This window comes from Ruminococcus sp. AF20-12LB (assembly GCF_003478985.1).
Taxonomy (GTDB): domain Bacteria; phylum Bacillota; class Clostridia; order Lachnospirales; family Lachnospiraceae; genus Blautia_A.
In genome coordinates this window covers 349879-374617 of sequence record NZ_QUGH01000001.1, presented here as the reverse complement: position 1 = coordinate 374617, position 24739 = coordinate 349879, and the positions used below count along the sequence as shown (strand labels likewise).

The following is a 24739-nucleotide window of genomic DNA, read 5'->3' as shown; positions in this document are numbered from 1 at the left end:
CTCCTCCATCGTATCAGTAAGCTTTGCTCTGATGTTCGATATACCTGCGGATATTTTCTTCCGATACAGATCCGACCGTTTCCACATAATAGGAATGGTTCCACAGCTCCCCTTTCCAAAGCTGGTTTCTTATTTCCGGAAAACGTTCGAAAAGTTTCCTGCCGGATATCCCCTTCAGGTATTTCACGATCGCAGTTATGGACAATTTCGGAGGGGCTGACACAAAACAGTGTACATGGTCTCCTTCCCCACATTCAAACAGATGGACCGTAAAGCCCTTATCCTCTGCGATCTCCTGCACCAGTTCCTACAGATATGCCTCGACCTCCGCATTTAATATCTTCCGCCGGTATTTTACCGACCATACCATATGGTAATTAATATTGCACACACAAGTGCGGTAATGTATAAGATTTTCTTTCATGCATATAGTATACCATGATATCGAAAATTCTGCAATAAAATATCGAACATACTTTCTTTTTTATAATGCTGGATACAGCTTTTTATAGAAAGCTTTTATAGGAGAAAATTGAACGAAAACCGTTTTGTTATTTCTGTTTATTATGAGTGCAGATATGCACAGTTTACGCTTTCATCTCGGTAATTGAATTGCCGAGGATTCCCGCTTTTATCCTAAATTGTAAAAGAGATATCAATTTTATGTTTCTTCTAGAAGGTTCCCCAACTCCTGATCATGCAACATTTGCAAGATTTAGAAGTATCCATTTTGCTCCCTGTTCTAAACGTATCCTTGCAGAAATGTCTAATGCATTGTTTGATATGGGAGAACTTCCCGGAGAAACCATTTTTATTGATGGTACAAAAATTGAAGCCAGTGCCAATAAGTATACTTTCGTCTGGAAGAAGGCAGTAACAAAAAACCAGGCAAAACTTTTGCAGAAACTTGCTGATTTTGTAGCTGAGTGTGAGTTGCTTTATGATATAAAAATCGTTTATGGAAATACGATAAAAATAATGGTCCCATATTATCAGCTTTGACCCAAAAGACAGAGAGGAATGTGGATATGACTCTCTTGAAGATTTCCATATTGCACTTGATCAGGCATCCGATCAGACCAGTGCCGCCAGAAAATCTTTAAAGGATACAGAACAGCAACTTAAAGATGTGAACGAGCAAATACATTTTACCGGACAATATCTGGCATATAAAAATGTGTATGCCGACTACCGCAAGAGCCGCAATAAGGATAAATTCTACGAAGAACACCGGGCAGAGCTTTCTCTTTATGATACAGCTCTCCGAACACTGAAAGAAAAATCTGTCGGAAATAAACTGCCTTCCATGAAAGCCCTCTATGCTGAAAAAGACCGACTTATTGAATCGCGAAATATGCAACGGGAAGATTTTTCTAACCGCCGGAATTATGAACGGGAATTTCGTACCGTGTCTGCCAATATTGATATGATCCTTGGAAAGAGCTACGAACAGGAACAGCAGATTGAGAAAGAACAGAATTTATAAATTTCCTGTTTTCATGCTTTCTAAAAAGAGGTATTATATAAAAAAACGCAGGAGGTATATTCAAATGAAAACACATAAATATTGGTCACTTGGTGCATTGGCAGCCATGATTGGAACCTTTTATACCGGCTATAAAAACATGAAAACGGCTCACAAATATTTTGCTTGCAGCTCTCTTCTCTGTATGATTATGGCTATCTACTCCGGTCATAAAATGATTTCGGGAAAGTCCCGAAAAAATTCTTTTAATTCGTAAGAAACGCCCGGTACATTAATTTGCACCGGGTAATCTTTTTATGTTCCAAATTGTTCTAAACCATGCTATACTAAAAGAGCTGTCGAACCTCCAGCAGAAAGGAGGTGTCCACGATGGAAGAAATTCTCACCTCATTCCTTGTCTCCGTTATAGCAAGCGTAGTTAGCTACTACATATGCAAACGGCTGGACGGTAGACGATAGGCAGCAACAGCCTAAACGGAATAACTCACCTTAACGAGCAAGAAAGCCCCCAGAGCTGCAACTCTGAGGGGCTTTCACTTTGCCACTTGGAATCTCACCACATTCCTTAGCTGTTATTATCATATGCTATTACCGGTAAAAAGTCAACTCAAAACGTCACGGAGCTCTCCATATTTTCTGGCGTTTGTCATAAAAACGTCACAAAACCATATCTCTGAATCAACCCACATATCCAGAAATGGCTTAAAATCAACACTTTCCAGACTTCACAGTATAAATACATTGCTTTCCTTTTTATAATACTGTATTTAAATCAGACCTGTATCATTTCTCCAATTACACCGAATATATCTTTCAAATTCTTCTTTGCACTCCAAGTTTTTCCCGTCCACATGGTCTACAATAATAATTTGAGGCAATATTCCTGTGTCTTCACCGATGGAATTGATTTCATCAAAAATTGTCTTATACATTTTATTGACGTGGTATCCTTCCCGTTGGTCAGGCTCGTGCGCTCTGCCGAGGGCTTTATCCGCTGTTGCAGGCAACATCGAAAGGAGGTGCCAGATATGGCAATTTATCATATGCAAGCTAAAGTCGTCAGTCGTGGTTCCGGTCGGTCTGCTGTTGCTGCTTCTGCTTATATGAGCTGTAGCCGGATGTACAATGATTACGATGGTATTCAGCATGACTATACCAGAAAGCATGGTCTCATTTATCAGGAAGTATTGCTCCCACCGATGGCTCCACCAGAATGGAAAGACCGTGAACAACTCTGGAATGCTGTGGAAGCTGCTGAAAAGACAAAAGACAGCCGACTGGCAAGGGAATTTGTTGTCGCACTTCCCATTGAATTAGATAAGGACAGTAATGTTTCTCTTCTTCAAAATTTTATTCAAAAGAATTTTGTGGATATGGGCATGTGTGCTGACTTTGCTATTCACGATACAGATGGACACAATCCTCATGCACACATTCTGCTTACCGTCCGTCCACTGAATGAAAACGGAACATGGCAGTATAAAACAGAAAAAGAATATCTCTGCATAAAAAATGGAGAAGAAAAAGGATTTACAGCTACTGAATTCAAAGCTGCTCAAAAAGATGGCTGGGAAAAGCAATACAGATATAAAGTTGGAAAAAAGAAGATTTATATGACCGCATCTGCCGCACAGGAAAAAGGCTATGACCGCATTGACAAGCATCCAAAAAGCAGCCGCTATGGCAGGCAGAATCCCATTTCTGAACAATGGAACAGTGATGAGCAACTCTGTATCTGGAGAGCAAACTGGGCAGATACTGTAAATGAAATGCTTGCCCGCAATCAGATAAATGCATCCATTGATCACCGCAGCTTTTCAGATCAGGGAATCACCGAACAGCCGACCATCCATGAAGGCTATATTGCTCAAAACATGGAAAAGAAAGGAATGATCGCTGACCGTTGTGAAATCAATCGTCAAATTCGTGCAGATAACAAAATGCTCCGGGAATTAAAAGCTCAGGTAGAGAAACTGGCTCAGGCTGTCAAAAATTCTATTCCTGTAATTGCAGAAACAATGGAAACTATCCGAAATCATATGATCTTTACACAATATCATTTGCTACACAATGAGATGCAAAAAGAAGTAATTCATGATTGGATGAATCATTTTAATCCAATACTGAATAAATACAACACCGTTAAAAAGAAACTCAAAGCTAAAGTTACGGAACGGAAAGAACTGAATGTGCAAAAGGATAAAACCAGTATTTTGAATCCCATCCAGCATATAAAATTGAATCAGCAGCTTACAACTGTTACCGAAGAAATTGAAGAACTGAAATCAAGGAAAGAGCAGCTAATCTTCCAGGCACAATGCTCTACTGATAAAGATATGATGAATCTATCCAAGAAATATGACCAGATGAATAACAATCTTGATATTCTTGATTCTCAGGACATCTCCCTTAAAAAACAGCTTGAAAAAGACGCCGCTGCTTTCCGGGAAGAAAAATTTCGTCCTGATCCAGAACAATACACAGAATTGCTGGACACCAGAATCCAGATACGTCCTGATTTTCGGGATAAGCTGATCGAACAGCTCAAAGGTACTTTCGGTAAATATTATGACTATCACCGTCGTGATATTGCAGCCAATGAGATGGATTATCTCAATGTGGAAGATCCTGATGTCTTCTCCCATCGTGCATGGGAACTGGAATATCAGAGGAAACGGGAAATACGGCGAAATCAGCCTGCTCAATCTAAGAAAAAATCACATGATATGGAATTGTAACCGTCTTTGAATAGATAATATGTTCTTACAAATCTCTTGTTCAAAAATGAGTTTTTTTCAAAAAAGCGTATGGATTTAAAACTTCCATACGCCTTTTTATATTCCGTTCTTCAAATTGTCTAAAAGTTGACTAAAAATATATCACCGTTCATATGATGCAATAATTTCTTTGCTATCTGCTGTTTTATAATCAATTGTTCCCAAATTACCAATCAAGTCAAATGTCATATCTGCATTAACCTGCAATTGATCTTCAAGTTTGACTGCCGACGGTTCATCTTTTAGAAAAACTGTTAATCCATAAGGCTCTGTTTCAGACTGTATCTCTATACTGTCATATGAGTATCCCTCTGGATACTCTTGACCGCTTACAATATTTATAACATTTGAAGAATCTCCTACATAATCTGTCTTATACTGCGATAAATCAGGAATTTCGTACAATTTTTCTTTTTTTCCGCACGCTGAAATCAACATGATTGACATGGCGACTAACATAATTGCAAGTACTTTTTTCTTCATAGAAACACCTCCCGAAAGCTTTATTCAACACTTTTCGATTTGAGTAAAAGGCCAAGGGACTTTAATGTCCCTTATGCTTTTCTCTTTTCTTTCGCTGTTTCAGTTCAAACATTCGCTGCTCTTCTGCCTCTTTTTTCTTGCGTCTTTTCTCTTTGCGTTCCTGCTTGTTCTGTTCCTGCTGTAATTTCAACGCCTGTTGCGATTTTGTACCAATGCCTATTTCCAGCATCTGCTTCTTTACTTCCCGCTGCATCCGTTTCGGATTTCTTTTGATATCCTTTACAACAGTTTCAACAACCGAACTGAATTTCAAACTGAAATAGCACTTTTGAATATATTCCTGTACTTCATAATCTTTTGGCTCTGCACCAAATGTTACCTTTGCCACAGATAGTTTACCATCTTCGATGCGTTCAAAGATTCCCACCCAAAACGGCTCTTCAAAAAATACTGTCAGCTTTCCATTTACTTTGTCCATAAGAATCCCTCCTAAAATTGATTGAACAAAGAATGGACAACCCGGAGGGGCAGGTTACTTACCCTATTTATATAGGACGGCCGGGCTACCTACCGGCTCTGGCACATCAAAGATGTACGTTGCGTTTTTATCTTTGCGTTTATAATCAAGCCATATGGCACGATTAACTTAATTCTATAACTTCTAAGTTACATTCCTCAAAAATCTTCTTGCTTCCTAAGATTCTATCTTCTGTTCAAATCATACCATATGATTAATGCATTTTCTATATACTTTCTTGATACCCAGCAAAAACCAGAAAAAAGCTCCCGAAGGAGCTTTCCACGTTCTAAATGTATGCTAATTCGCTTAACACAATCTCTTCTGCATCATTCCTTATTTCCCATGAAGAATGTTGTAAATTAGTAATATCCACAACGATAACAGGTAATTTAATTATTCGTATTTTTTCCCGATAATGTAAATCGAAACTACCATACCACCTAATATCATAATTAAGAAAATTTTACTTAAAATATCCCATAAAGCTATATTGAGACAATTGATTATTATAATACCTGCAAGAGGATATAGAACAACCGTTGCAAGTGTCCAAATTTTTAAAGTTGTACAGATGTACATCCAATTTCCGTTGTTAAAGGATAAACCAACTAGATGTATTCTAAAAATTCCTTGTGAAACATAATTTATCTTGTTTGCATCATAATATGTTGGTAATATGTCTTTGGCAAAGAAACAAAACCATGCACCAAATAAAAGCATTAACCCTGTAACCAGCAATATATCATCTTTCATCTCAGCTATTGAATTCCCAGATACGACTAACATAATAATTTCTGTAATAGATATTAAAAAGCATAGCAAATATGCTAATATCCAGTTTTTTCTATGCTGATGAATAGAATTCCTAACAGCCATATCGAGAGAGCCTACTACCAATTCCTCGACTTCTTTTGTATCAATATTTTTCTGTGTATCTATTTTTTCTCCACGTAACAATTCTGTAACGGTAACATCTAATATATCAGCTATTGGTATGAGTAATACGACATTAGGCATACTAAGACCACGTTCCCATTTGCTGACCGTTTTATCTGATACATATAATTTTTCAGCCAAATCCTTTTGAGTTAAATTCTTTTTCTTTCTTAATTCGGTTACAAATAAACCGAATTTTTCATTACTAATTTGATACATACATCCACCTCCTGCACACATATTATAATGGGAGTACGCATAAATCAATCGACTAGCAGTAGAATTGCAGAATATTAGCACAAATATATCAAATAATCTCTCCATTATAATTATTTCTGTGAAGTTATATTCGGATATTTTTTAAGCCATACTATGAAGTAATTAAATCTGTGTAACTTATAACCATGGCAGAAAAAAACAACCTTCCGGAACTTAGAAATGGTCACCTGATATGGAATTGTAATTTGATTCTTCTTTGAACCCTTACAAATGCAGAAGCTGAACAAATAGGAGTTTTCTTCCTACCTGTTCAGCTCTTTATTTACCTGTAAATCAATTCTTTTAACACAATCTCTTCTGCCATATTACGAATACCATTTACCGCCCTAACCCATTCCATCTGGTCACGAGCTTTCATTTCTTCCGTAATGCCCTGCCTCTCCATCATCTGATGCACCAGAACTTCCATTCTCTCCTGCGCTTCATCATCCACAAGATTCAGATGTTCCACCAGTCTGTCTTCCAACATATACAGTGAATACATTGCCGGACAATGCTCTTTCAGATACGTTTTCCGCATTATTCCATATTTTCCATAATGCGGTTCTTCATCTGTACTGACAAGATTCGGATAGTAAATTCCGTCTGCTCCCAGTGTGTAGGTTCCACCCATTTTTTCAAATGTGCTTTTCATGTGTTATTCCTCCTTGAAATCAGCGATATCCTTAAATCATCGCAAAATATTTCAGGGCAGCCTTGATAGCATCTTCTTTCTCTTTCGGACACTGTGGCACTTTTGGATTTTCTGTCTTTGGCAGATTATAGTTTTCTCCTACTTCGATTCCACATTTCCTTTTGATTTGAGAAATATATAAATTTGAAACCTTCAAGCCAAATTCCTTCAGCACATAATCTTTGATTTCCTGATAGGTTGCCTTCGTCTCTGCACTGGTTGCATCCAGCTCACCTAAGTCTAAGTCGATCTCTATCGTGTCATCCGGTTCCGGTTGCTCAAGAGACACACAGTCTCCACATGAACGCCCTGGCAGAACTGATCCACTGCACAGGCGTGGGTCATCTCATATCCTGCCTCATAAAATGCCGGGAGGTCTCTCACAAGACTTGTAACCTTGCAGGAAATGTATACGATCTGGTCTACGCCGTAAGCCAGGATCTTTGGAAGGGCTTTGGGGTGAACACCATCTCTTGGCGGATCAAGGATGATCACATCCGGTTTCTCCGGCACATCGTCCAGAACCTTCAGCACGTCTCCGGCAATAAAACGACAGTTATTGATGTTGTTAAGTGCAGCGTTTACTCTGGCGGCTTTTACCGCGTCTTCCACGATCTCCACACCGATCACCTCGCTGGCAACGGACGCCGCAAGCTGGGCAATGGTGCCGGTTCCACTGTAAAGGTCAAATACCACCTTGTCTCTGGTATCTCCTACATATTCCCGTACCTTGGAATACAGGATCTCCGCAGCCAGGGAATTTGGCTGGAAAAAGGAAAAGGTGCTGATCTTAAATTTCAGTCCAAGAAGTTCTTCGTAGAAATAATCCTTTCCATAAAGAATCTTCGTCTCGTCGCTCTGCACTACATCAGATAAAGAATCATTTAAAATGTGCATGATCCCCACGATCTTCCCTTCCAGCGGAAGTGCAAGAAGCTGTTCTTTCAGAGGCTCCAGATCATATTCTTCCTGGGTGGTGGTTACCACATGGATCAGGATCTCACCACTTGTAACGCCTCTTCGAAGAAGAAGATGTCGAAGATACCCCACATGCTGCAGCTTTTTATAGAAGCTGGCATTACGCTCCAGGAAAAACTCCCGCACACAGACCAGGATCTTTGTCATATCCGGATGAACCAGCTTACAGTCGTCCGTATTCAGGATATCGTAAGTGCTTCCCTTTTTGTGAAGTCCAAGGGACAGCGGCCCATCCTTATACTCATCCCCAAAAGAAAACTCCATCTTATTGCGGTACCCGAACTCAATGGGACTGCCATAGATCCCATCCCAGTGGTATAAACGATCTGCAGACTCAGCTTCTTCTGTCACATCACCGTTCTTCCCGATCTTAGCCAGACTTTCTCTTACTGCCCCATCCAGAAGTTCCCTCACCTGACATTCCTTCATCTCCTTTTGTGCCTCATAGCTCATGGTCTGATACATGCAGCCGCCACATGCCGGAAACTCCTGACAGGCAGGTTCTCTTGTCTCCAGCGGAGATTTCTCCAGGACCTCCAGAAGACGTCCTTCCGCCCGGCCGGAACGTTTCTTATTGATCATAAACCTGACTTTCTGTCCCGGGATTCCGTTTTTTACAATTACTTTCTGGTCATCGACCCAAACAAAACCTTTGTTTGGAAATTCCACTTTTTCTATAATACCTTCGTAAATTTCACCTTTTTTCATAAATCCTCTTTCTGTTTTATAACTAGTGCAGCGTTTCACGGTCCGTCTTCAAAAATCAAGCCCCGGTATCGCGCCGGGGCTTCAATTATCCGCTTCTCATATTCATACATAACAGACAGCCATTCTGATCTGCTCAAAACAGCCTCTGCAGCAAAAGTTCTTACTCTTCCTCATCCTCGAAATAATCATCGAAGTCATCATCAAAATCTTCTTCAAAATCTTCCAGATAATCCGGAGCGAAGAAACGGTATACTGCAAACGCAATACCGGCAACAGCTGCAACAGCACCGATGATCGCCAGTACCCAAAGGACTGTGTTCTTATCTTTCTCTTCTTCTTTTTTCTTCAGTGTTGCGAGCAGTTCTTCAAGTTTTGTTGTATTTAAATTCATAACACTGCACCATCCTTTCTTTCTGTTCGGCTGTACTTTCTGTCAGTAAATCTACAGCGCAGCGTTTTTTGAGGTCGCTGCACCCGAGCCTTTTTTTAATGTTCTTATTATACCACCATATGTCTGGTTTTACCAGAACTTACACAAATTTTCGCAGAAACATTCTGTAAAAAAATCGCCGTATTTCCGGCATTTCCGGAAAGATACGGCGGTTTTCTCTTATTCTTTATGGGTTCCTCGGATCACTTTGATCCCGCGTTCTTCTATCAGACCGCAGATCTGTGTTATCCGCGGACATTCCTTTTTTTCCTCATTCAGACGGCATACCCCGACATGGATGACACTGATCTTTTCACTGACCAGCCGGTCTGCCTTTTCCAAAATCCCCTCATCTTCAGCAGGTTCTTTTGCATTGGTTTCTTTGCATCCGTTGCATGTCATCACAGCTGCCAGAATCGTATCTTCCGGATAGCCGGAAAAAAAATCTCTTCTTTCCCGAAATGCAGACAGACATCCTGCCCTGGTACACACATCATTGGAATTAAGGCATGTCAAAATCCCGATCTTTTTCATCTTTTTCCCTCTATGCATCCCGCCTCACAGCCAGAATCATAAAAACAAAATATGCATCTTTCCGCGGCTGTCGTAAACGATCTCCGCTTCTACTTTATAGATCCTGCGGATCAGCTCCGGGGTCAGGACTTCTTCCGGCGTTCCGTAACCTTCCAGAACTCCGTCCTTCAGTACATAGATCTTATCACAGTATGCTGCTGCAATATTCAGATCGTGAATAGCGGAGATCACGGTTACATTAAGTTTTTTCACCAGCTCCATCAGCATGATCTGGTGGGTAATGTCCAGATGATTGGTAGGCTCATCCAGAATCAGTGCAGAAGTCTGCTGGGCAAGTGCTCTTGCCAGGATCACCCTCTGCTGCTCTCCTCCGGAAAGAGTGGAAAAGGTACGGTCTGCAAACGCCTCCATCTGTACGGTTTTCAGCGCTTCATCCACGATCTGGTAATCTTTTGCATTGTCCCGTTCCAGAGTCTTTTTATGAGGCGCACGCCCCATAAGAACCACCTCGCGGACCGTAAAATCAAAATTATAATAATTGTGCTGTGCCACCACGGCCATTTTTTTCGCAGAGCTTCGAACACTCATGGAATGAAGCTCCTCGCCGTCCAGATACACGGCTCCTGCGTCTGGTTTCAGAATACGGTAAATGCATTTCAGCAAAGTGGATTTTCCGCTTCCGTTTGGTCCGATGATTCCTACCAGTTCCTTATCCTGGGATTCCATGGAGATTCCCTTCAGGATCTGTCTGGCGTGAAAGCCAACCTGAATATTTTCTGTGGTGATCTTCATTACCGGGCACCTCCGAATCCATAGGATTTCCGCACAAGCAGATAAATAAAGCAGGGAGCACCGATAATGGATACCAGCACACCGATGGGCATCTCGGAATTTTTAAGGATCACACGACATGCCACATCGCACCAGATCAGAAACGATGCACCAAGAAGCGCACTTAAGGGGAGCAGTTTTCTGTGATCTGTTCCAAAAAGGATCCGGACCACATGAGGAATCACCAGTCCCACAAATCCGATCACACCGGCACAGTACACGGCAAATCCGATCATAACAGAAGCAACGATCAGATAAAAAGTCCGCAGTCTGTGCAAATCTGTTCCAAGGGTAATGGATACGTCATCTCCCAGAAGCATCAGATTCAGGTTCCGGTACTGCGTCCAGAAAACAGCCACGCACACCAGCGTGACCGGAAGCATTACACCCACTCTGGTCCAGCTTGCTCCGGCAAGACTTCCCATGCTCCACTTCATAACTTCTGTTGCCGCATTTTTGTCATTGGTAATATAAATGACAAAATTGGAAAAAGCAGAACAGACTGCGCTGACCGCCATTCCCGCAAGGATCAGTTTTGCGGAAGTTGCCTTTCCACCCATGTTTGCAATGGCCATCACCGCAAAAGAAGTGATCATCGCGCCAATGAAAGCAGTGATTCCCACAGAGTTTCCGCCAAGAAAGCTTCCGATTCCAAGCATGATGGCCAGTGTGGCACCCAGAGATGCACCAGATGAGATACCCAGCACATACGGGTCTGCCAGCGGGTTCTGCACGATAGCCTGCATCACCACGCCGCACACGGAAAGAGCCATTCCAACTGCCAGAGCCAGAAGGACTCTGGGCAGCCGGATCAGCCACACAACATCATGAACTGCGCCTTCCGCATAGGCGGACAGACTTTTTATATGAAACAATTTATAAGCGATAACGCTGTATACATCCTTCAGTGACAGATCCGCATTTCCAAAAGTGATGGCTGCAAGTATGGAAAAAATAAGGAATCCTGCAAGTCCGATGAGAACTGCCACATACATGGATGTTCTGAGCACCTTATCTTTTTTTCTTTGTGAAGCTGTTTCTTTCACTGCATTTTCTCCGATCAGTCAAGATTTACGTCCGGATATAATCCCTTTGCAAAAGTTTCGATTCCGTCCTGGGTACGTGTTGCACTTGCATACATCTCACTGAGCATGATCGGGTAAACACGTCCGTTCTTTACTGCGTCAAGGCTCTTCAGGGACTCATCATCCTGGATCACTGCAAGCTGGCTGTTCTTAACAGTTTCCGGATCATCTCCTGCATATGGCATGTAAACCACAAAGATCACGTCAGGGTTGGCTGCGATGATATCCTCTTTTCCAACGGTGGAAGCATCCGGGTTTGCAAGAGTTGCGCCTAACTGTGTTACCATATCTCCGCCAAGGCTCTTTACGCCATAGTTTGTGATGTCATCTCCAAGAGGCTCCAATACCATTACGCTTGGTTTGTCTTTTACATCTGCAGTTGCAGTAAGAGTTTTGTCGATCACTGCTTTTGCATCATCAACGATAGCCTGCGCTTTGTCCTGTACATCGAAGATCTTTCCGATATTTAAGATATCTGTGAATTCATTTTCCAGTGTTCTGTCGCCGTCCGGACGAGTATTGGTGTTGTAGTAGGTGTTGCAGCCTTTGTCGATCCAGTCTGTTACATTTCCCAGATTCTTATCAGAGAAAAGAGAGCTCCAGGATAAGATCATGTCCGGCTCCAGCATTGTTACTGTTTCAAGGGATGGGGTAAATTCGTCAAGATAATTTGTTTTTGAGAATGCTTCTTTGAGATCTTCCGGAACTTCATTATCAAGACCTGCGGTAGCTACCAGGTGGTCTTCCAGACCAAGTGCGAGCATAGTCTCAATGCTTCCCTGATATACAGCAAGGACTTTTTCCGGTGCTTTTTCATAAGTGGTTTCGATTTCGTTTCCATCGTAATCATAGGTTGTGATGGTCAGAGGATATTCTGTCTTGGTTGCCTCTGCGGAAGAATCTTCGGTGTCTGCAGACTCTGTACTGTCTTCTGCTGCCGGCTGGTTGTCTTCCTTGATGGTCTCGGAGTCTGCTCTCTCTGCGGCATAAACAGCCGGAGCTGCAGATACGGTCATTGCCGCTGCCATTACCATTGCCATGATTCTTGTGGATACATACTTGTTTTTCATTTCATTTCCTCTCTTTTCGCCTGTTTTATCTCCTGTTGCCTATGGGTAACCGAAAAGATGGGGCTTCATAAAATCTGCACGGAACACTTTGTACGGAAGCTCCCACTTACATACTGTCAAGCAGGTTTCCTGACTTACAGACTCAGAAAAAACTCCGCAAAATAAAAACTGATACACCATTCATCTTTTAGCCGATCATGAATGATGTATCAGAATTTTCTCCAGAATCTCTCTGACATCGGGATTTCGCCTTCTCACATGAGTTTCTGCAATGGCATGTGAAATCCCTTCTTCTGTATACAGTGGCCGCAACCGCTCAGGCTTTTTACCCGATTCCCTCTCACAGTATCCGGCAGCATATGTGCCGGTGATACTGTTCACTTCACAGTAATTCAATTACGCTGATACTGATTCTAACATACCGGTTTTCCAATTACAACCTTGAGGCCGGATTTTTACAGTTTTTTGCAGAAATAGTCTGCCCGGAGAGATCCCTCTCAGATCTTTTTCAGCTTGGCAAAACCGGCGAACATTTTTTTCACGCCGACTTTGTCAAAGTCTACCGTCACTTCGTAGTCTCTGCCGCCGTCTGCGATATTTTTTACGATACCGACTCCGAATTTCACATGACGGACCGTGTCTCCCTCACCATAGTCCAGGCTGTCCGCCTTCTTCACTGTGAAATCTTTTTTCTGCAGGGTGCTCTTTGCCTGGAAATTCATTTTCATCTGGGCATAGGCGCTTTTCGGAGATACGATATCATCTACCTTGGGCTTTTTTTCCTGAATGGTATGTCCAAGATCTACCAGCTCCCGTGGAACCTCCCTTACAAAACGTGACACACGGTTATACTGAGTCTCCCCACGGATCATCCGCTGTTTTGCACAGGTTAAGGTCAGCTCTTTCATGGCACGGGTGATTCCCACATAACAGAGCCTTCGCTCCTCCTCTATATCCGACGGATCACCGGACCAGATGGAAGCATATCCCGGAAAAACACCGTCCTCCATTCCTACGATAAATACATTGGGGAACTCCAGTCCCTTGGCACTGTGAAGGGTCATCAGCAGCACATAATCCTGATCCGGATCAACAGAATCGATATCTGCCACCAGTGCAATCTCCTCCAGAAATGCAGAAAGTGTTGCCGGCTGTCCGGCCTCCTCCATGGCTTCCTGGAAGGATTCTGTCTTGGAGATCAGCTCATCGATATTTTCGATCCTCGCCTGGGCCTCCTCCGTTTTCTCTGCCTCCAGCTCCTTCACATAACCGGTAAGCTCAATAACCTCTTCCAGGGTTTCACGGACTGTATAGGCCTCTGCCTTACTTTTCAGTCCCTGGATAAAGGATACAAAATCATTGATCTTTCCTGCTGCCCTGCCAATGGACGGTACTTCCTCCACCACGCGGAGAGCATCGTAAAAGCTCAGGTTCATCATATCCGCATAGTCCTGGACCCGGCCGATGCTGGTGAGTCCGATTCCTCTTTTTGGCACATTTAAGATCCTGCGCACGGCCAGATCATCACTGGCATTGTCAATGGTCTTCAGATAGCTTAACAGATCCTTGATCTCTTTGCGGGCATAAAAGTTCACGCCGCCGACAATCTTATAAGGAACATTTGCCAGAAGGAATTTCTCCTCAAAGAGACGGGACTGGGCATTGGTCCGATAAAGTACTGCACAATCCTTGTACTGGAATTTCCCGTTGCGGCGCCCCTGGATGATTTCTCCTGCAACATACTCCGCTTCCTCAAATCCGTTGTTGAACTGACGGAAATGTACTTTATCTCCCTCTTCGTTCTCTGTCCAGAGGCGTTTTTCCTTACGCTCTGTGTTGTTGACGATCACCTCATTGGCTGCATTGAGGATATTCTGGGTAGAACGGTAATTCTGTTCCAGGCGCACCACCTTAGCCTCAGGAAAAACCTTCTCAAATCCTAAGATATTCCCGATATTTGCTCCACGAAAACGATAGATGGACTGGTCATCATCACCAACCACACAGAGATTCTTGTATTTCTCAGCAAGAAGACTTACAAATTTAAACTGGGCAGTATTGGTATCCTGATACTCATCCACCATAATATATTTGAAACGTTCCTGATAATAGTCCAGGATATCCGGATTATGCTGAAAAAGCTCCACAGTCTTCACGATCAGGTCATCAAAATCCAGCGCATTGTTTCCCCGGAGGATAGACTGATATTCCTTATACATACCGGCAATCTTCCGTGCATCCGGATCGCCGCCCGCATTCAGCTCCATCTCTTCCGGTGTGATCAGTTCATCCTTGGCATGGGAAATATCAGCAAGAACAGCGCGTTCCTTGTAAATCTTGGTATTGATATCAAACTTCCGGAAGATTTCCTTCATGACTGTTTTCTGGTCGTCGGCATCATAAATGGTAAAATTACTGTTGAAACCCAGCACCTCAATATGTCTGCGCAGGATCCTCACGCAGGCGGAATGGAAGGTGGAGACCCATACGCTCTCCGCACCCATTCCCGCAATTTTATTCACACGTTCCCGCATCTCACTGGCAGCCTTGTTGGTAAAGGTGATCGCCAGGATATTCCATGGGTTTACACCCTTTTCTTCCATTAAATAGGCAATCCTGTGGGTCAGCACTCTTGTTTTTCCGGAACCGGCTCCTGCAAGGATCAGAAGCGGTCCCTCTGTATGTACGGCAGCTTCCCGCTGCATAGGATTCAATGTGTCCAAAGCATCATGTATACTCATTTTGATCTCCATTTCTTTTTCCATATGAACAGTATCTTTATATACTATCATGACTTTACTTTCCGGTAAACCCACCTCTCTGAAAAAAGTTTCTTTACAAGTAGTATTTAAAACTATATAATAAGGAGCAGAGGTGATAATGCGATGACAGAAAACGAAAAAGAAATGATGAACAGCATTTTTGCAAAAATTGCTGAGCTTGATTATATAAAACCCGATGAAATTCCCAATATCGATCTTTACATGGATCAGGTCACGACCTTTATGGAAGATAATCTCGCTTCCACCAAGCGTCATGATGATGACAAGATCCTGACCAAGACCATGATCAACAATTACGCAAAGAACAAGCTCCTTCCCCCGCCGGAAAAAAAGCGGTATTCCCGGGAGCATCTGCTGATGCTGATCTTTATCTACTATTTTAAAAATATCCTCTCCATCAGTGATATCCAGACCCTTCTGGGACCGATCACCGAGAAATACTTCAAGTCCGTTACAGAAAAGGACATGACTTACATCTACCGGGAGGTTTTCAGTATGGAGCAGTCACAGATCCGTTACCTGGAAAAGGATCTTATGCGCCGTTTCAAAAGTGCCGGAGAGATCTTTGAGGACGCCGACCCGGAGGATAAGGAATTCCTTCACCAGTTTTCCTTCATCTGTCTTCTTAGCTTCGACGTATATATGAAAAAAATGATCATCGAAAACATGATCGACCACATGAATTCCTCAAAAGATACTGATTCCTCAAAAAAAGACAAATAATATCCGGAGCTTACATCCGGTCATAAACGTGCGTCGCCGGACGCACCGAAAAAAAGAGACAGACGTGTGATCGCCTGTCTCTTTTTCGTTACAGCATTATCCGTTATCACCACGGTATGGACGTAAGCCTTATTCTGCTTCGCCGCCCTGCTCCCCGTTATCCTTCTTCATACGTGCAAATACCATCTCATAACCATCATTTCCATAGTTCAGGGAACGGTTCACACGGCTGATCGTAGCTGTGGAAGCTCCTGTTTTCTCGGAAATATCAAGGTATGTACGCTTATCGGTAAGCATCTTGGCTACCTCGAAGCGCTGAGATAAAGAAAGCAGCTCATTGATGGTGCACACATCCTCAAAAAATGTATAACACTCTTCCTTGTCCTTCAGGCACAGGATCGCTTCAAAAAGATGATCCACAGCCTCCGTCCTGATTTTTTTGCTCATTGTTACGCTCCTTTAAAATACATAAATTTCGTCTAATACAATACTGATATTTTAACACTCTAATTCGTGATAAGCAAGTCTTTTAGGGAAATTTAATAAACTATTTCACTATTTTGTCTTTCTATGGCGGACACATGATTTTCCTGTTTCCACAGTCTCGGAAAACATTTGGGATTTGCTTTTTCTGCTGTGATTGGGTATACTTAAAATAATATCCCAAAGAAAAGGAGACTTATCAAATGAATCGTTTTTTCAACATGGACAACAAATTCTTCGTGTTCATGGGACGCGTAGCAGATCTGCTTCTTCTGAATTTTCTGTGCATCCTCTGCTGTATTCCGGTTGTCACCGCAGGCGCCTCCATAACAGCTCTCTACTATGTCACACTGAAGATGGCAAGAGACGAAGAATCTTATATTGCCCGCAGCTTTTTCCGCTCATTCAAACAGAATTTCAAACAGGCGACCATCATCAATATCATCATGCTCCTCACCGCTGCTGTTCTGTTTATCGATCTTCGGATCGCCAGAGCCGGAAGCGGAGCTATGTACAAAGGACTTTTCAGTCTGTTCATTGCATTTGCACTGATCTATGCGATGATCCTTCTGTACATTTATCCGATCCTTTCCAAATTTTTTAATTCCATCAAGAATACCTTTGTAAATGCATTCCTGATGTCCGTCCGCCATCTTCCGCTGACACTTTTGATGCTTGTGATCTCTGCGTCTCCGCTCCTGCTGATGTGGCTTTTTGCTTATGTGAGCTACGCACAGTTTACATCCATCCTGATCATGCTTTTTATTCTGATGGGATTTTCCACGCTGGCCTACTGGAAATCAAAGATTTTTGTAAAGATCTTCGATAACTATATACCTAAAGATGAAGACGAAGAAAATGACGAAGAGAAAAACGAACTGAAAGAGGCATAATGAAACGCTGGAACGACAAGCCTTATCACTCTCTGGACTATATGCTCCGGGAGCGATACGGCGAAAAGGTCTACCGGGTTGCATTAAACGGCGGCATGTCCTGTCCCAACCGTGACGGCACCCTGGGCAAAAAAGGCTGCATCTTCTGCAGCCAGGGCGGGAGCGGAGATTTTGCAGCAAACGCCGCTCTTTCCATTACAGAGCAGATCAACACACAGATCAAAAGTCTCTCTTCCAAACGCCCGATTCATAAATATATCGCCTATTTTCAGGCATATACAAACACATACGCTCCTGTGGAACACCTGCATAAGATCTTCACAGAAGCCATCTCTCATCCGGATATCGTGGCACTGTCCATTGGTACCAGACCGGACTGTCTGGGAGATGATGTACTGGAGCTTCTTTATTCCCTGAACCAGATCAAACCGGTGTGGGTGGAGCTGGGACTCCAGACTATCCATGAAGATACCGCCAGATATATACGGCGCGGCTATCCACTGTCCTGTTTTGATACCGCATTGAAAAATCTCCGTACAGGCGACATCGAAGTAATCGTCCACACCATCCTGGGGCTTCCCGGCGAAAGCCGGAAGGATATCCTGGAAACAATGGCTTATCTGAACGCCATGGATATCCAGGGAATCAAGCTGCAGCTTCTTCATGTACTGCGTGGTACAGATCTTGCCGCTGATCATGAAGCTGGTCTTTTCCGTACTTATGAACGGGACGAGTATCTGGACCTTGTCATTGACTGCCTGGAACATCTCAGACCGGATATCGTGATCCACCGGGTCACCGGCGACGGACCGAAGGATCTGCTGATCGCACCTTTATGGGCCAGCCGCAAACGTGAAGTTTTAAATCTTCTTCATCACCGGATGAAAGAAAGAGCAAGTTTTCAGGGAAAAGCTCTCGAAGCCCTTTCCCGCAGCCAGTAAAAAGGAGGATTCTTATGGCATCACCTTTTACAACCTATAAGCTTATTATTTTATATATGCTGCAGAATTCCGATGGGGATCTCACAAATTCCCAGATCACCGATTTTATCCTGGACCGGAAATACACCAATTATTTTCAGCTCCAGCAGGCAGTTTCCGAACTTGTGGAGGCAGATCTGGTGGAAATGTCTTCACAGTCCAACCGCAGTTACTATCGACTGACCTCGGAGGGAAAAAACACTCTGAAATATTTTTCCAAAGAACTTTCTTCTGACATCAAGAAAGAAGTGGAAGAATATCTCAATTCCCTCCACTGCAAGATCGAAGAACATCTCCTGACTCCTGCTGATTACTATCCCACCAAAGAGGGCAGCTACTCGGTACGTCTGCGTATCATTGAAAGCGGTGTCAGCATCGTTGATCTCAGCATCAATGTTCCAAATCTTGCTGCTGCACAGTCTGTATGCGAAAGCTGGCCTTATAAATACCAGAATGTTTATGACAAAATAATGGAGGAGCTTCTCTGAGAGGCTCCTCCGTTTTACTTATATTCATTTATTTCGCTTCTTCGTGGATCTTCTTCATGTGCTCTTTCAGTTTCTTTTCATATCCCATATCACTGAGCTCGTAAAAATGTTCTCCTTCGATTTCTGATGGCAGATACTGCTGATTTACATAATGGTTCGGATAATCATGGGCATATTTATATCCGATACCATGACCCAGACTTTCGTGGCCACCATAATGGGCATCCTGCAGATGCACCGGAACGGTTGTCTTCTTCGCCTTCACGCAGCGCATGGCTTCCTGTATGGCATTTACTGCTGAATTGCTCTTGGGTGCACAGGCCATGTATGTAACTGCCTGGGAAAGAATGATCTGGGACTCCGGCATTCCCACACGTTCCACTGCCTGTGCTGCTGCCGTCGCCACGCAGAGGGCCTGGGGATCTGCATTTCCGATATCTTCAGAGGCAAGGATCATGATTCTTCTTGCGATAAATTTCACATCTTCTCCTGCATAGAGCATTTTTGCCAGATAATAGACTGCCGCATCTGGGTCGGAGCCTCGCATGCTCTTGATAAAGGCGGAAATGATATCATAATGATTGTCCCCGTTCTTATCGTAGCGCACCACACGCTTCTGGATACACTCAGAAGCCACCTCAAGGGTCAGATGGATCTTACCGTCTGTATCCCGGGGCGTGGTGAGGATTCCCAGCTCTACGGCATTTAAAGCGCTTCTGGCGTCTCCTCCTGCCATATCTGCCAGAAATTCCAGAGCATCCTCCTCGATCACCGCCCCATAGCTTCCCATTCCACGTTCCGGATCGTTAACCGCACGCAGGATCAGTTCCTTTATTTCCGGTATCTCCAGGGACTTCAGTTCAAAGATGATCGATCTTGAAAGAAGCGCTCCGTTTACCTCAAAATATGGATTCTCTGTTGTGGCCCCGATAAGAATGATGGTTCCGTCTTCAACAAAAGGAAGAAGATAATCCTGCTGTCCCTTGTTGAAACGGTGGATCTCATCAATGAACAGAATGGTCTTTTTCCCATACATGCCGAGATCGTCCTGTGCCTGTTTTACAACTGCTTCCATATCTTTCTTCCCTGCTACGGTTGCATTGATCTGCGTAAAGCTGGCGCTTGTAGTATTGGCGATGACTTTTGCCAGGGTGGTCTTTCCGGTTCCCGGAGGGCCGTAAAAGATAACTGATGTCAGCTTATCCGCCTTTATAGCACGATACAGCAATTTATCTTTTCCTACAATGTGCTGCTGCCCCACCACCTCATCCAGCGTTCGCGGACGCAGCCTGGATGCAAGGGGCGATTCCTGATCCAGCGTTTTTGACTTTGCGTATTCAAATAAATCCATGGTTTTCACTCCTGTATTTTCTGTAAAAAGCGGATATTCACGATCCGTATTCTTTTCATAGATCTGTATCCGGCAACGATCGTTTCATTTGTTTCCGGCATACGGACAGATTCCTTATTTTTATAATTTTACCTGTTTGCACATAAAAAAGCAATCGTTTCTGCCTTTTCGGCAGATCACAGTTACATTACAAGCAGTTGATCTGCAGTTACCAGGTCATAGCCTTCTTCCGTAAGCATATCCGCGATCTCCAGGGCTGCTTCCACAGAGGTAGAAAAGCTGTCATGCATCAGGATAATGGAGCCATCCTTCACTTGTCTTTTTACGATATTTTCCACAGAACGGACATTTTTTGATTTCCAGTCCAGGGTATCCACATCCCAGAATACCGGCAGCATGGTCACGCAGAGCTCCAGATCCTTCGGCCAGGCACCGTAGGGCGGGCGAAGATACATGGGATACTCTCCGGTGATCTCGTAGATCTCATTATTCGTCTTTATGATCTGCTGACAGGCCTGATCACCTGGAAGCTTATCAAGCTGCACGTGATCATACGTGTGATTACCGATGAGATGGCCGTCTCTCTGCATCTGCGTTACGATCTCCTCATTTCCCCGGATATTTTTTCCCATAAGAAAAAATGTGGCATGGATTCCACGCTTCCGCAGGCCATCCAGAAGCAGAGGTGTATATGTTGCATTCGGTCCGTCATCAAAGGTAAGAGCCACACGTGGTCGATCCTCTTTTTCGCTTCTGTCAGAGGCTGTCTCAGCCACCGGTTCTGCTGCTTTGTGTCCGTACTGTGCCGCCACCAGCCGGAGCATCCCCTCACCGGCGATCATTCTGGTCACCTGCATTTGAAATGCACTGTCTGACATTTTTCCATATCCGCTGAGCAGGATCAATACCACTGCCACTACACAGAAATATTTTTTTCGCTTATCCATATTTCCCGCCGGATCAAATATACTTTTCCACAATATATGAAAAAATCCCCGAGAAAAGACTTTTTGCTCTTCTTTCCCGGGGAGTATTCTCTGATATATGTCTTATTTCTTCAGGATCTCAAGTGCACTCTCGATCTCTTCCACGCATTTTTTATAGCCAAGGGTACCGTTATCCAGGCACAGATTGTATTTCGTCATGTCTGTCCAGTCAACACCCATGAATCGTTTGCAGAAATCTTCTTTGCGTTTGTCATCTTTATGCATGAATTTCTCAATGTCCTTTGTGGTTCCGCTGAGCTTCTTGCTTGCCTCGCGGATACGGAAATCCCAGTCTCCGTAAACAAACACACGAAGAACATTGGAATAATCCTTCAGGATCATATTTGCACAACGTCCGATGATCACACAGGACTCTGTTTCTGCCAGCTGCCGGATCACCTTTGCCTGATAATTAAACAGGTTCTCATCTGATGTGAAATCCTTGCTCTGAGGCGGGATCAGCTCACCCTTGTAGATTCCGGACTTTGCAAAAAATCTCTGCTTTGTGCTGACATTTTCATCTGCCCTTCCAAAAAGCTGCTCATGAATGCCGCTCTCCTCAGATGCCATGCGGATGATATCCTTGTCATAGTAAGAAATCCCTAATTTCTTTGCAAGCTCCTCTCCGATGGTACGTCCGCCGCTTCCATACTGTCTTGCAATGGTAATTACGAAATTATCCATGTCTTTCCCCCTACTCTCCAAGGTATGCCTTCTGAACAGCCTCATCGTTCAGAAGATCCTCAGCCTTTCCATCCATAGTGATGCTTCCTGTTTCCAGAACATAGGCACGGTCTGCAATGGAAAGTGCCTTCTTTGCATTCTGCTCAACAAGAAGTACCGTAGTTCCGCTCTCGCTCACCTCACGGATAATGTCAAAAATCTCATTTACAAAGATCGGTGACAGACCCATGGACGGCTCATCCATCAAAATGATCCTTGGTCTGCTCATCAGTGCACGTCCCATGGCAAGCATCTGCTGCTCACCACCGGAAAGTGTTCCGGCACGCTGTCCTTTACGTTCTTCCAGACGCGGAAATCTCTTGTATACACTTGCAAGACTCTCTGCGATCTCTGCCTTGTCCTTTCTTGTATAGGCTCCAAGGAGCAGATTCTCATAAACGGACATATCCGCAAATACACGTCTTCCCTCCGGAACATGCGCCATCCCCATCTCTACGATCTTATGAGCCGGTGTTCTTGTGAGGTCTTTTCCCTCAAACACAATGCTTCCGGACTTCGGAGAAAGAATTCCGGTAAGTGTCTGAAGTGTGGTTGTCTTTCCGGCGCCATTGGCACCGATCAGCGCAATAACCTCTCCCTGATTTACATGAAAAGAAATTCCCTTCAGAGCCTGGATCACACCATAATAGACCTGGAGGTCCTTTACTTCCAACATTGCCATTGTCTCGTTCCTCCTTATTCTCCCAGATATGCAGTGATAACCGTCGGGTCTTTCAGCACTGCAGATGTTTCACCCTGGATCAGTACCTGACCGAAGTTCAGAACTGTAAGTTCCTCACAGATACCGCCCACCAGTTTCATGTCGTGCTCGATCAGAAGAACAGTCATATCAAAATGCTCCCGCACAAAACGGATAGTATCCATCAGCTCCTGTGTCTCATTCGGGTTCATACCAGCCGCCGGCTCATCCAGGAGAAGAAGCTTCGGCTCTGTGGCAAGAGCTCTGGCAATCTCCAGCTTACGCTGTTTACCATAAGGCAGGTTTCCTGCCAGAGTATCCGCTTCCTTATCCAGATCAAAAACCCTCAGTATCTCCATTGCACGTTCATTCATCTCTTTTTCTACCTTGTAATATTTCGGCAGTCTTAAGATCCCGGTCAGTGTGGAATATGGATGATGATTGTGAAGTCCTACTTTTACATTGTCAAGAACCGGCATATCCTTGAAAAGACGGATATTCTGGAAAGTTCTTGCGATTCCGGCCTTGTTGATCTCAATGGTGCTTTTTCCTGTGATGTCCTGGCCGTCAAGTTTAATGATTCCCTCTGTAGGCTTATACACTCCTGTGAGAAGATTGAATACTGTTGTCTTACCGGCACCATTAGGTCCGATCAGTCCATAGAGCTGTCCCTTCTCAATGGTCATATTAAAGCCGTCAACAGCACGAAGACCGCCGAACTGGATAGACAGATTATTTACTTCCAGCATTGCCATGATCAGGCCACCTCCTTTTTCTCTTTTTTGCCTTTGAATTTCTCTACCATACGTGCTCTCCAGTCTCTTGCTGCCGGTGCCCAGTTAAAGAGCATCATGATGATCAGCACGATGGCATAGATCAGCATACGGTAGTTTGCAAATCCGCGGAGAAGCTCAGGCAGCGCATAAAGGATAATGGTTGCGATGATCGATCCTCTGATATTTCCGATCCCGCCAAGTACCACATATACCAGTACCAGGATGGACATGTTGTAATCAAATACAGATACCTTCAGAAGAGAAAGATTATGTGCATACAGCACGCCTGCCACTCCTGCAAGGGCTGCGGAAATTGTAAATGCAAGCAGTTTATATCTGGTGATATTGATTCCTACGGATTCTGCTGCGATACGATTATCTCTGGTTGACATAATTGCGCGACCACTTCTGGAATTTACCAGGTTCTGTACAATAAACAGAGTCAGAAGGAGCAGGAGCACACCGATCAGGAAAAAGTAACTCTTGATATCTTTATAAAGGGTTGCTGTTCCGGAAATACCAAGGGCACCCTTGAGGATCTGCTTTCCGCCGGCTTCCAGATGAAGACCTGCCGCACTGGTTGCAACATGAATACCCTTGTCATCCACACCAATATAAAGCACGTTGATCAGGTTCTTGATGATCTCACCGAATGCCAGTGTAACGATGGCAAGATAATCCCCGCGGAGACGAAGTACAGGGATACCGATGATCACACCGAACAGGGCTGCAACTGCCGCACCTACAAGGATCGCAAGGATAAAGCGCGGAACCTGCGGGATAGAATCTGCAGCCACCTGAGAAAACAGGGCGCTGGAAAAGGCTCCCACGCACATAAAGCCTGCATGTCCAAGACTCAGCTCACCGGAAAAACCAACTACCAGATTCAACGAAACGGATGCGATGGTATAAACACAAAGAGGAACCAGAAGTCCCATAAGCAGTCTGGAAAGATTTCCCGTCGAGGAAAGCGCCTGCACAATGATAAAAAGTACAATGACGATTCCATAATTGATCATATTGTTTCTTGTTGTTTTGTTCTTCATATTCTTCATATCGGCCA

At 43.8% G+C, this 24739-nt stretch carries 28 protein-coding genes, 1 pseudogene and 1 riboswitch; of the genes and pseudogenes, 8 read left to right on the top strand and 21 right to left on the bottom strand.

The genetic code is table 11. From position 1 onward, the window contains the following. Nucleotides 1-13: 13 nt before the first annotated feature. A pseudogene (gene tnpA / locus DWX61_RS01685) lies at nt 14-424 on the bottom strand (IS200/IS605 family transposase). A 239-nt stretch (nt 425-663) separates the two neighbouring features. Between tnpA and DWX61_RS01680 the strand changes: the two are divergent. The 3 genes from DWX61_RS01680 (at nt 664) to DWX61_RS01670 (ending at nt 1742) form a co-directional block, all read left to right on the top strand. After that, on the top strand, nt 664-1002 hold the full coding sequence (locus DWX61_RS01680) for a hypothetical protein (protein ID WP_353652858.1): 339 nt from the start codon (nt 664-666) through the stop codon (nt 1000-1002). Between the two features lie 127 nt (nt 1003-1129). Continuing rightward, entirely contained in the window at nt 1130-1486 is a 357-nt protein-coding gene (locus DWX61_RS01675) for a hypothetical protein (RefSeq protein WP_244789947.1), read from the top strand. Between the two features lie 64 nt (nt 1487-1550). Then, a complete protein-coding gene (locus tag DWX61_RS01670) occupies nt 1551-1742 on the top strand; it encodes a DUF6219 family protein (RefSeq protein WP_118623451.1) in 192 nt (63 codons plus the stop codon). Nucleotides 1743-2253: 511 nt separating this feature from the next. Here DWX61_RS01670 and DWX61_RS01665 read toward each other — a convergent pair. Next, nucleotides 2254-2496, bottom strand: a complete 243-nt coding sequence (locus DWX61_RS01665) for a DUF3732 domain-containing protein (protein ID WP_227752231.1) — start codon at nt 2494-2496, stop codon at nt 2254-2256. 18 nt (nt 2497-2514) lie between these two features. Between DWX61_RS01665 and mobQ the strand changes: the two genes are divergently transcribed. Next, nucleotides 2515-4224 carry a MobQ family relaxase gene (gene mobQ / locus DWX61_RS01660; protein ID WP_118623449.1) on the top strand — a complete coding sequence of 570 codons (1710 nt, stop codon included), beginning with the start codon at nt 2515-2517 and terminating at the stop codon, nt 4222-4224. Between the two features lie 141 nt (nt 4225-4365). Here mobQ and DWX61_RS01655 read toward each other — a convergent pair whose 3' ends face one another. The 12 genes from DWX61_RS01655 to pcrA form a co-directional block, all read right to left on the bottom strand. After that, nucleotides 4366-4746 (bottom strand): DUF4825 domain-containing protein, encoded by a 381-nt coding sequence (locus DWX61_RS01655; protein ID WP_117688327.1) that lies wholly within the window; start codon nt 4744-4746, stop codon nt 4366-4368. A gap of 61 nt (nt 4747-4807) precedes the next feature. Continuing rightward, nucleotides 4808-5224 (bottom strand): YjdF family protein, encoded by a 417-nt coding sequence (locus tag DWX61_RS01650; protein ID WP_005335528.1) that lies wholly within the window; start codon nt 5222-5224, stop codon nt 4808-4810. Between the two features lie 435 nt (nt 5225-5659). Further along, nucleotides 5660-6421, bottom strand: a complete 762-nt coding sequence (locus DWX61_RS01645; RefSeq protein ID WP_024853912.1) for a helix-turn-helix domain-containing protein — start codon at nt 6419-6421, stop codon at nt 5660-5662. A 322-nt stretch (nt 6422-6743) separates the two neighbouring features. Further along, nucleotides 6744-7115, bottom strand: coding sequence for a TnpV protein (locus tag DWX61_RS01640; RefSeq protein ID WP_117688326.1), 372 nt, complete (start codon nt 7113-7115; stop codon nt 6744-6746). Nucleotides 7116-7146: 31 nt separating this feature from the next. Further along, nucleotides 7147-7443, bottom strand: coding sequence for a hypothetical protein (locus DWX61_RS01635; RefSeq protein WP_118623447.1), 297 nt, complete (start codon nt 7441-7443; stop codon nt 7147-7149). Further along, nucleotides 7407-8840: a 23S rRNA (uracil(1939)-C(5))-methyltransferase RlmD gene (gene rlmD, locus DWX61_RS01630; RefSeq protein WP_118623445.1), complete on the bottom strand. Its 1434-nt coding sequence runs from the start codon at nt 8838-8840 to the stop codon at nt 7407-7409. Before rlmD ends, DWX61_RS01635 begins: the two co-directional genes overlap by 37 nt. A gap of 160 nt (nt 8841-9000) precedes the next feature. After that, nucleotides 9001-9231 carry a hypothetical protein gene (locus tag DWX61_RS01625; protein WP_015526073.1) on the bottom strand — a complete coding sequence of 77 codons (231 nt, stop codon included), beginning with the start codon at nt 9229-9231 and terminating at the stop codon, nt 9001-9003. Between the two features lie 219 nt (nt 9232-9450). Continuing rightward, the gene (locus DWX61_RS01620; protein ID WP_044961569.1) at nt 9451-9804 is read right to left on the bottom strand and encodes a CGGC domain-containing protein; all 354 of its coding nucleotides are present in this window, start codon (nt 9802-9804) and stop codon (nt 9451-9453) included. 36 nt (nt 9805-9840) lie between these two features. Beyond that, entirely contained in the window at nt 9841-10596 is a 756-nt protein-coding gene (locus DWX61_RS01615; protein ID WP_021651662.1) for an ABC transporter ATP-binding protein, read from the bottom strand. After that, nucleotides 10596-11681, bottom strand: coding sequence for a FecCD family ABC transporter permease (locus tag DWX61_RS01610; protein WP_227752232.1), 1086 nt, complete (start codon nt 11679-11681; stop codon nt 10596-10598). The genes DWX61_RS01615 and DWX61_RS01610 overlap by 1 nt, the downstream gene beginning before the upstream one ends. Nucleotides 11682-11695: 14 nt before the next feature. Next, nucleotides 11696-12790: an ABC transporter substrate-binding protein gene (locus tag DWX61_RS01605; protein ID WP_021651660.1), complete on the bottom strand. Its 1095-nt coding sequence runs from the start codon at nt 12788-12790 to the stop codon at nt 11696-11698. A 106-nt stretch (nt 12791-12896) separates the two neighbouring features. Beyond that, a riboswitch (cobalamin riboswitch) is annotated at nt 12897-13186 on the bottom strand. 101 nt (nt 13187-13287) lie between these two features. Then, complete coding sequence (pcrA, locus tag DWX61_RS01600; protein ID WP_118623656.1) at nt 13288-15531, bottom strand: DNA helicase PcrA; 2244 nt, start codon at nt 15529-15531, stop codon at nt 13288-13290. Between the two features lie 144 nt (nt 15532-15675). Here pcrA and DWX61_RS01595 point away from each other — a divergent pair, with 144 nt between their 5' ends. Next, nucleotides 15676-16296 carry a DUF1836 domain-containing protein gene (locus tag DWX61_RS01595; protein ID WP_118512543.1) on the top strand — a complete coding sequence of 207 codons (621 nt, stop codon included), beginning with the start codon at nt 15676-15678 and terminating at the stop codon, nt 16294-16296. A 129-nt stretch (nt 16297-16425) separates the two neighbouring features. On the opposite strand, the gene DWX61_RS01590 is transcribed toward DWX61_RS01595, so the two are convergent. Further along, nucleotides 16426-16743 (bottom strand): YerC/YecD family TrpR-related protein, encoded by a 318-nt coding sequence (locus DWX61_RS01590; RefSeq protein ID WP_015526079.1) that lies wholly within the window; start codon nt 16741-16743, stop codon nt 16426-16428. A gap of 239 nt (nt 16744-16982) precedes the next feature. Here DWX61_RS01590 and DWX61_RS01585 point away from each other — a divergent pair, with 239 nt between their 5' ends. Genes DWX61_RS01585 through DWX61_RS01575 form a run of 3 tightly spaced genes read left to right on the top strand, consistent with a single transcriptional unit; the run spans nt 16983 to nt 19140 of the window. Further along, complete coding sequence (locus DWX61_RS01585) at nt 16983-17672, top strand: YesL family protein (RefSeq protein ID WP_118623443.1); 690 nt, start codon at nt 16983-16985, stop codon at nt 17670-17672. Then, the gene (gene mnmL, locus DWX61_RS01580) at nt 17672-18613 is read left to right on the top strand and encodes a tRNA modification radical SAM protein MnmL/YtqA (protein ID WP_118623442.1); all 942 of its coding nucleotides are present in this window, start codon (nt 17672-17674) and stop codon (nt 18611-18613) included. The genes DWX61_RS01585 and mnmL overlap by 1 nt, the downstream gene beginning before the upstream one ends. A 14-nt stretch (nt 18614-18627) precedes the next feature. Continuing rightward, on the top strand, nt 18628-19140 hold the full coding sequence (locus DWX61_RS01575) for a DUF4364 family protein (RefSeq protein WP_059086750.1): 513 nt from the start codon (nt 18628-18630) through the stop codon (nt 19138-19140). Nucleotides 19141-19168: 28 nt separating this feature from the next. Here the strand turns inward: DWX61_RS01575 and DWX61_RS01570 are convergent, their stop codons facing one another. The 6 genes from DWX61_RS01570 to DWX61_RS01545 all read right to left on the bottom strand — a co-directional run bounded on the left by DWX61_RS01570 (nt 19169) and on the right by DWX61_RS01545 (nt 24731). Then, on the bottom strand, nt 19169-20491 hold the full coding sequence (locus DWX61_RS01570; protein WP_118623440.1) for a replication-associated recombination protein A: 1323 nt from the start codon (nt 20489-20491) through the stop codon (nt 19169-19171). Between the two features lie 182 nt (nt 20492-20673). Beyond that, the gene (locus DWX61_RS01565; protein ID WP_118623654.1) at nt 20674-21438 is read right to left on the bottom strand and encodes a polysaccharide deacetylase family protein; all 765 of its coding nucleotides are present in this window, start codon (nt 21436-21438) and stop codon (nt 20674-20676) included. Between the two features lie 102 nt (nt 21439-21540). Continuing rightward, nucleotides 21541-22161: a cytidylate kinase-like family protein gene (locus DWX61_RS01560; RefSeq protein WP_118623438.1), complete on the bottom strand. Its 621-nt coding sequence runs from the start codon at nt 22159-22161 to the stop codon at nt 21541-21543. A 10-nt stretch (nt 22162-22171) separates the two neighbouring features. Continuing rightward, nucleotides 22172-22882 (bottom strand): ABC transporter ATP-binding protein, encoded by a 711-nt coding sequence (locus DWX61_RS01555; RefSeq protein ID WP_092071187.1) that lies wholly within the window; start codon nt 22880-22882, stop codon nt 22172-22174. Between the two features lie 14 nt (nt 22883-22896). Next, the gene (locus DWX61_RS01550; RefSeq protein WP_021651650.1) at nt 22897-23655 is read right to left on the bottom strand and encodes an ABC transporter ATP-binding protein; all 759 of its coding nucleotides are present in this window, start codon (nt 23653-23655) and stop codon (nt 22897-22899) included. Between the two features lie 2 nt (nt 23656-23657). Then, nucleotides 23658-24731: a branched-chain amino acid ABC transporter permease gene (locus tag DWX61_RS01545; RefSeq protein ID WP_182433923.1), complete on the bottom strand. Its 1074-nt coding sequence runs from the start codon at nt 24729-24731 to the stop codon at nt 23658-23660. Nucleotides 24732-24739: the final 8 nt, after the last annotated feature.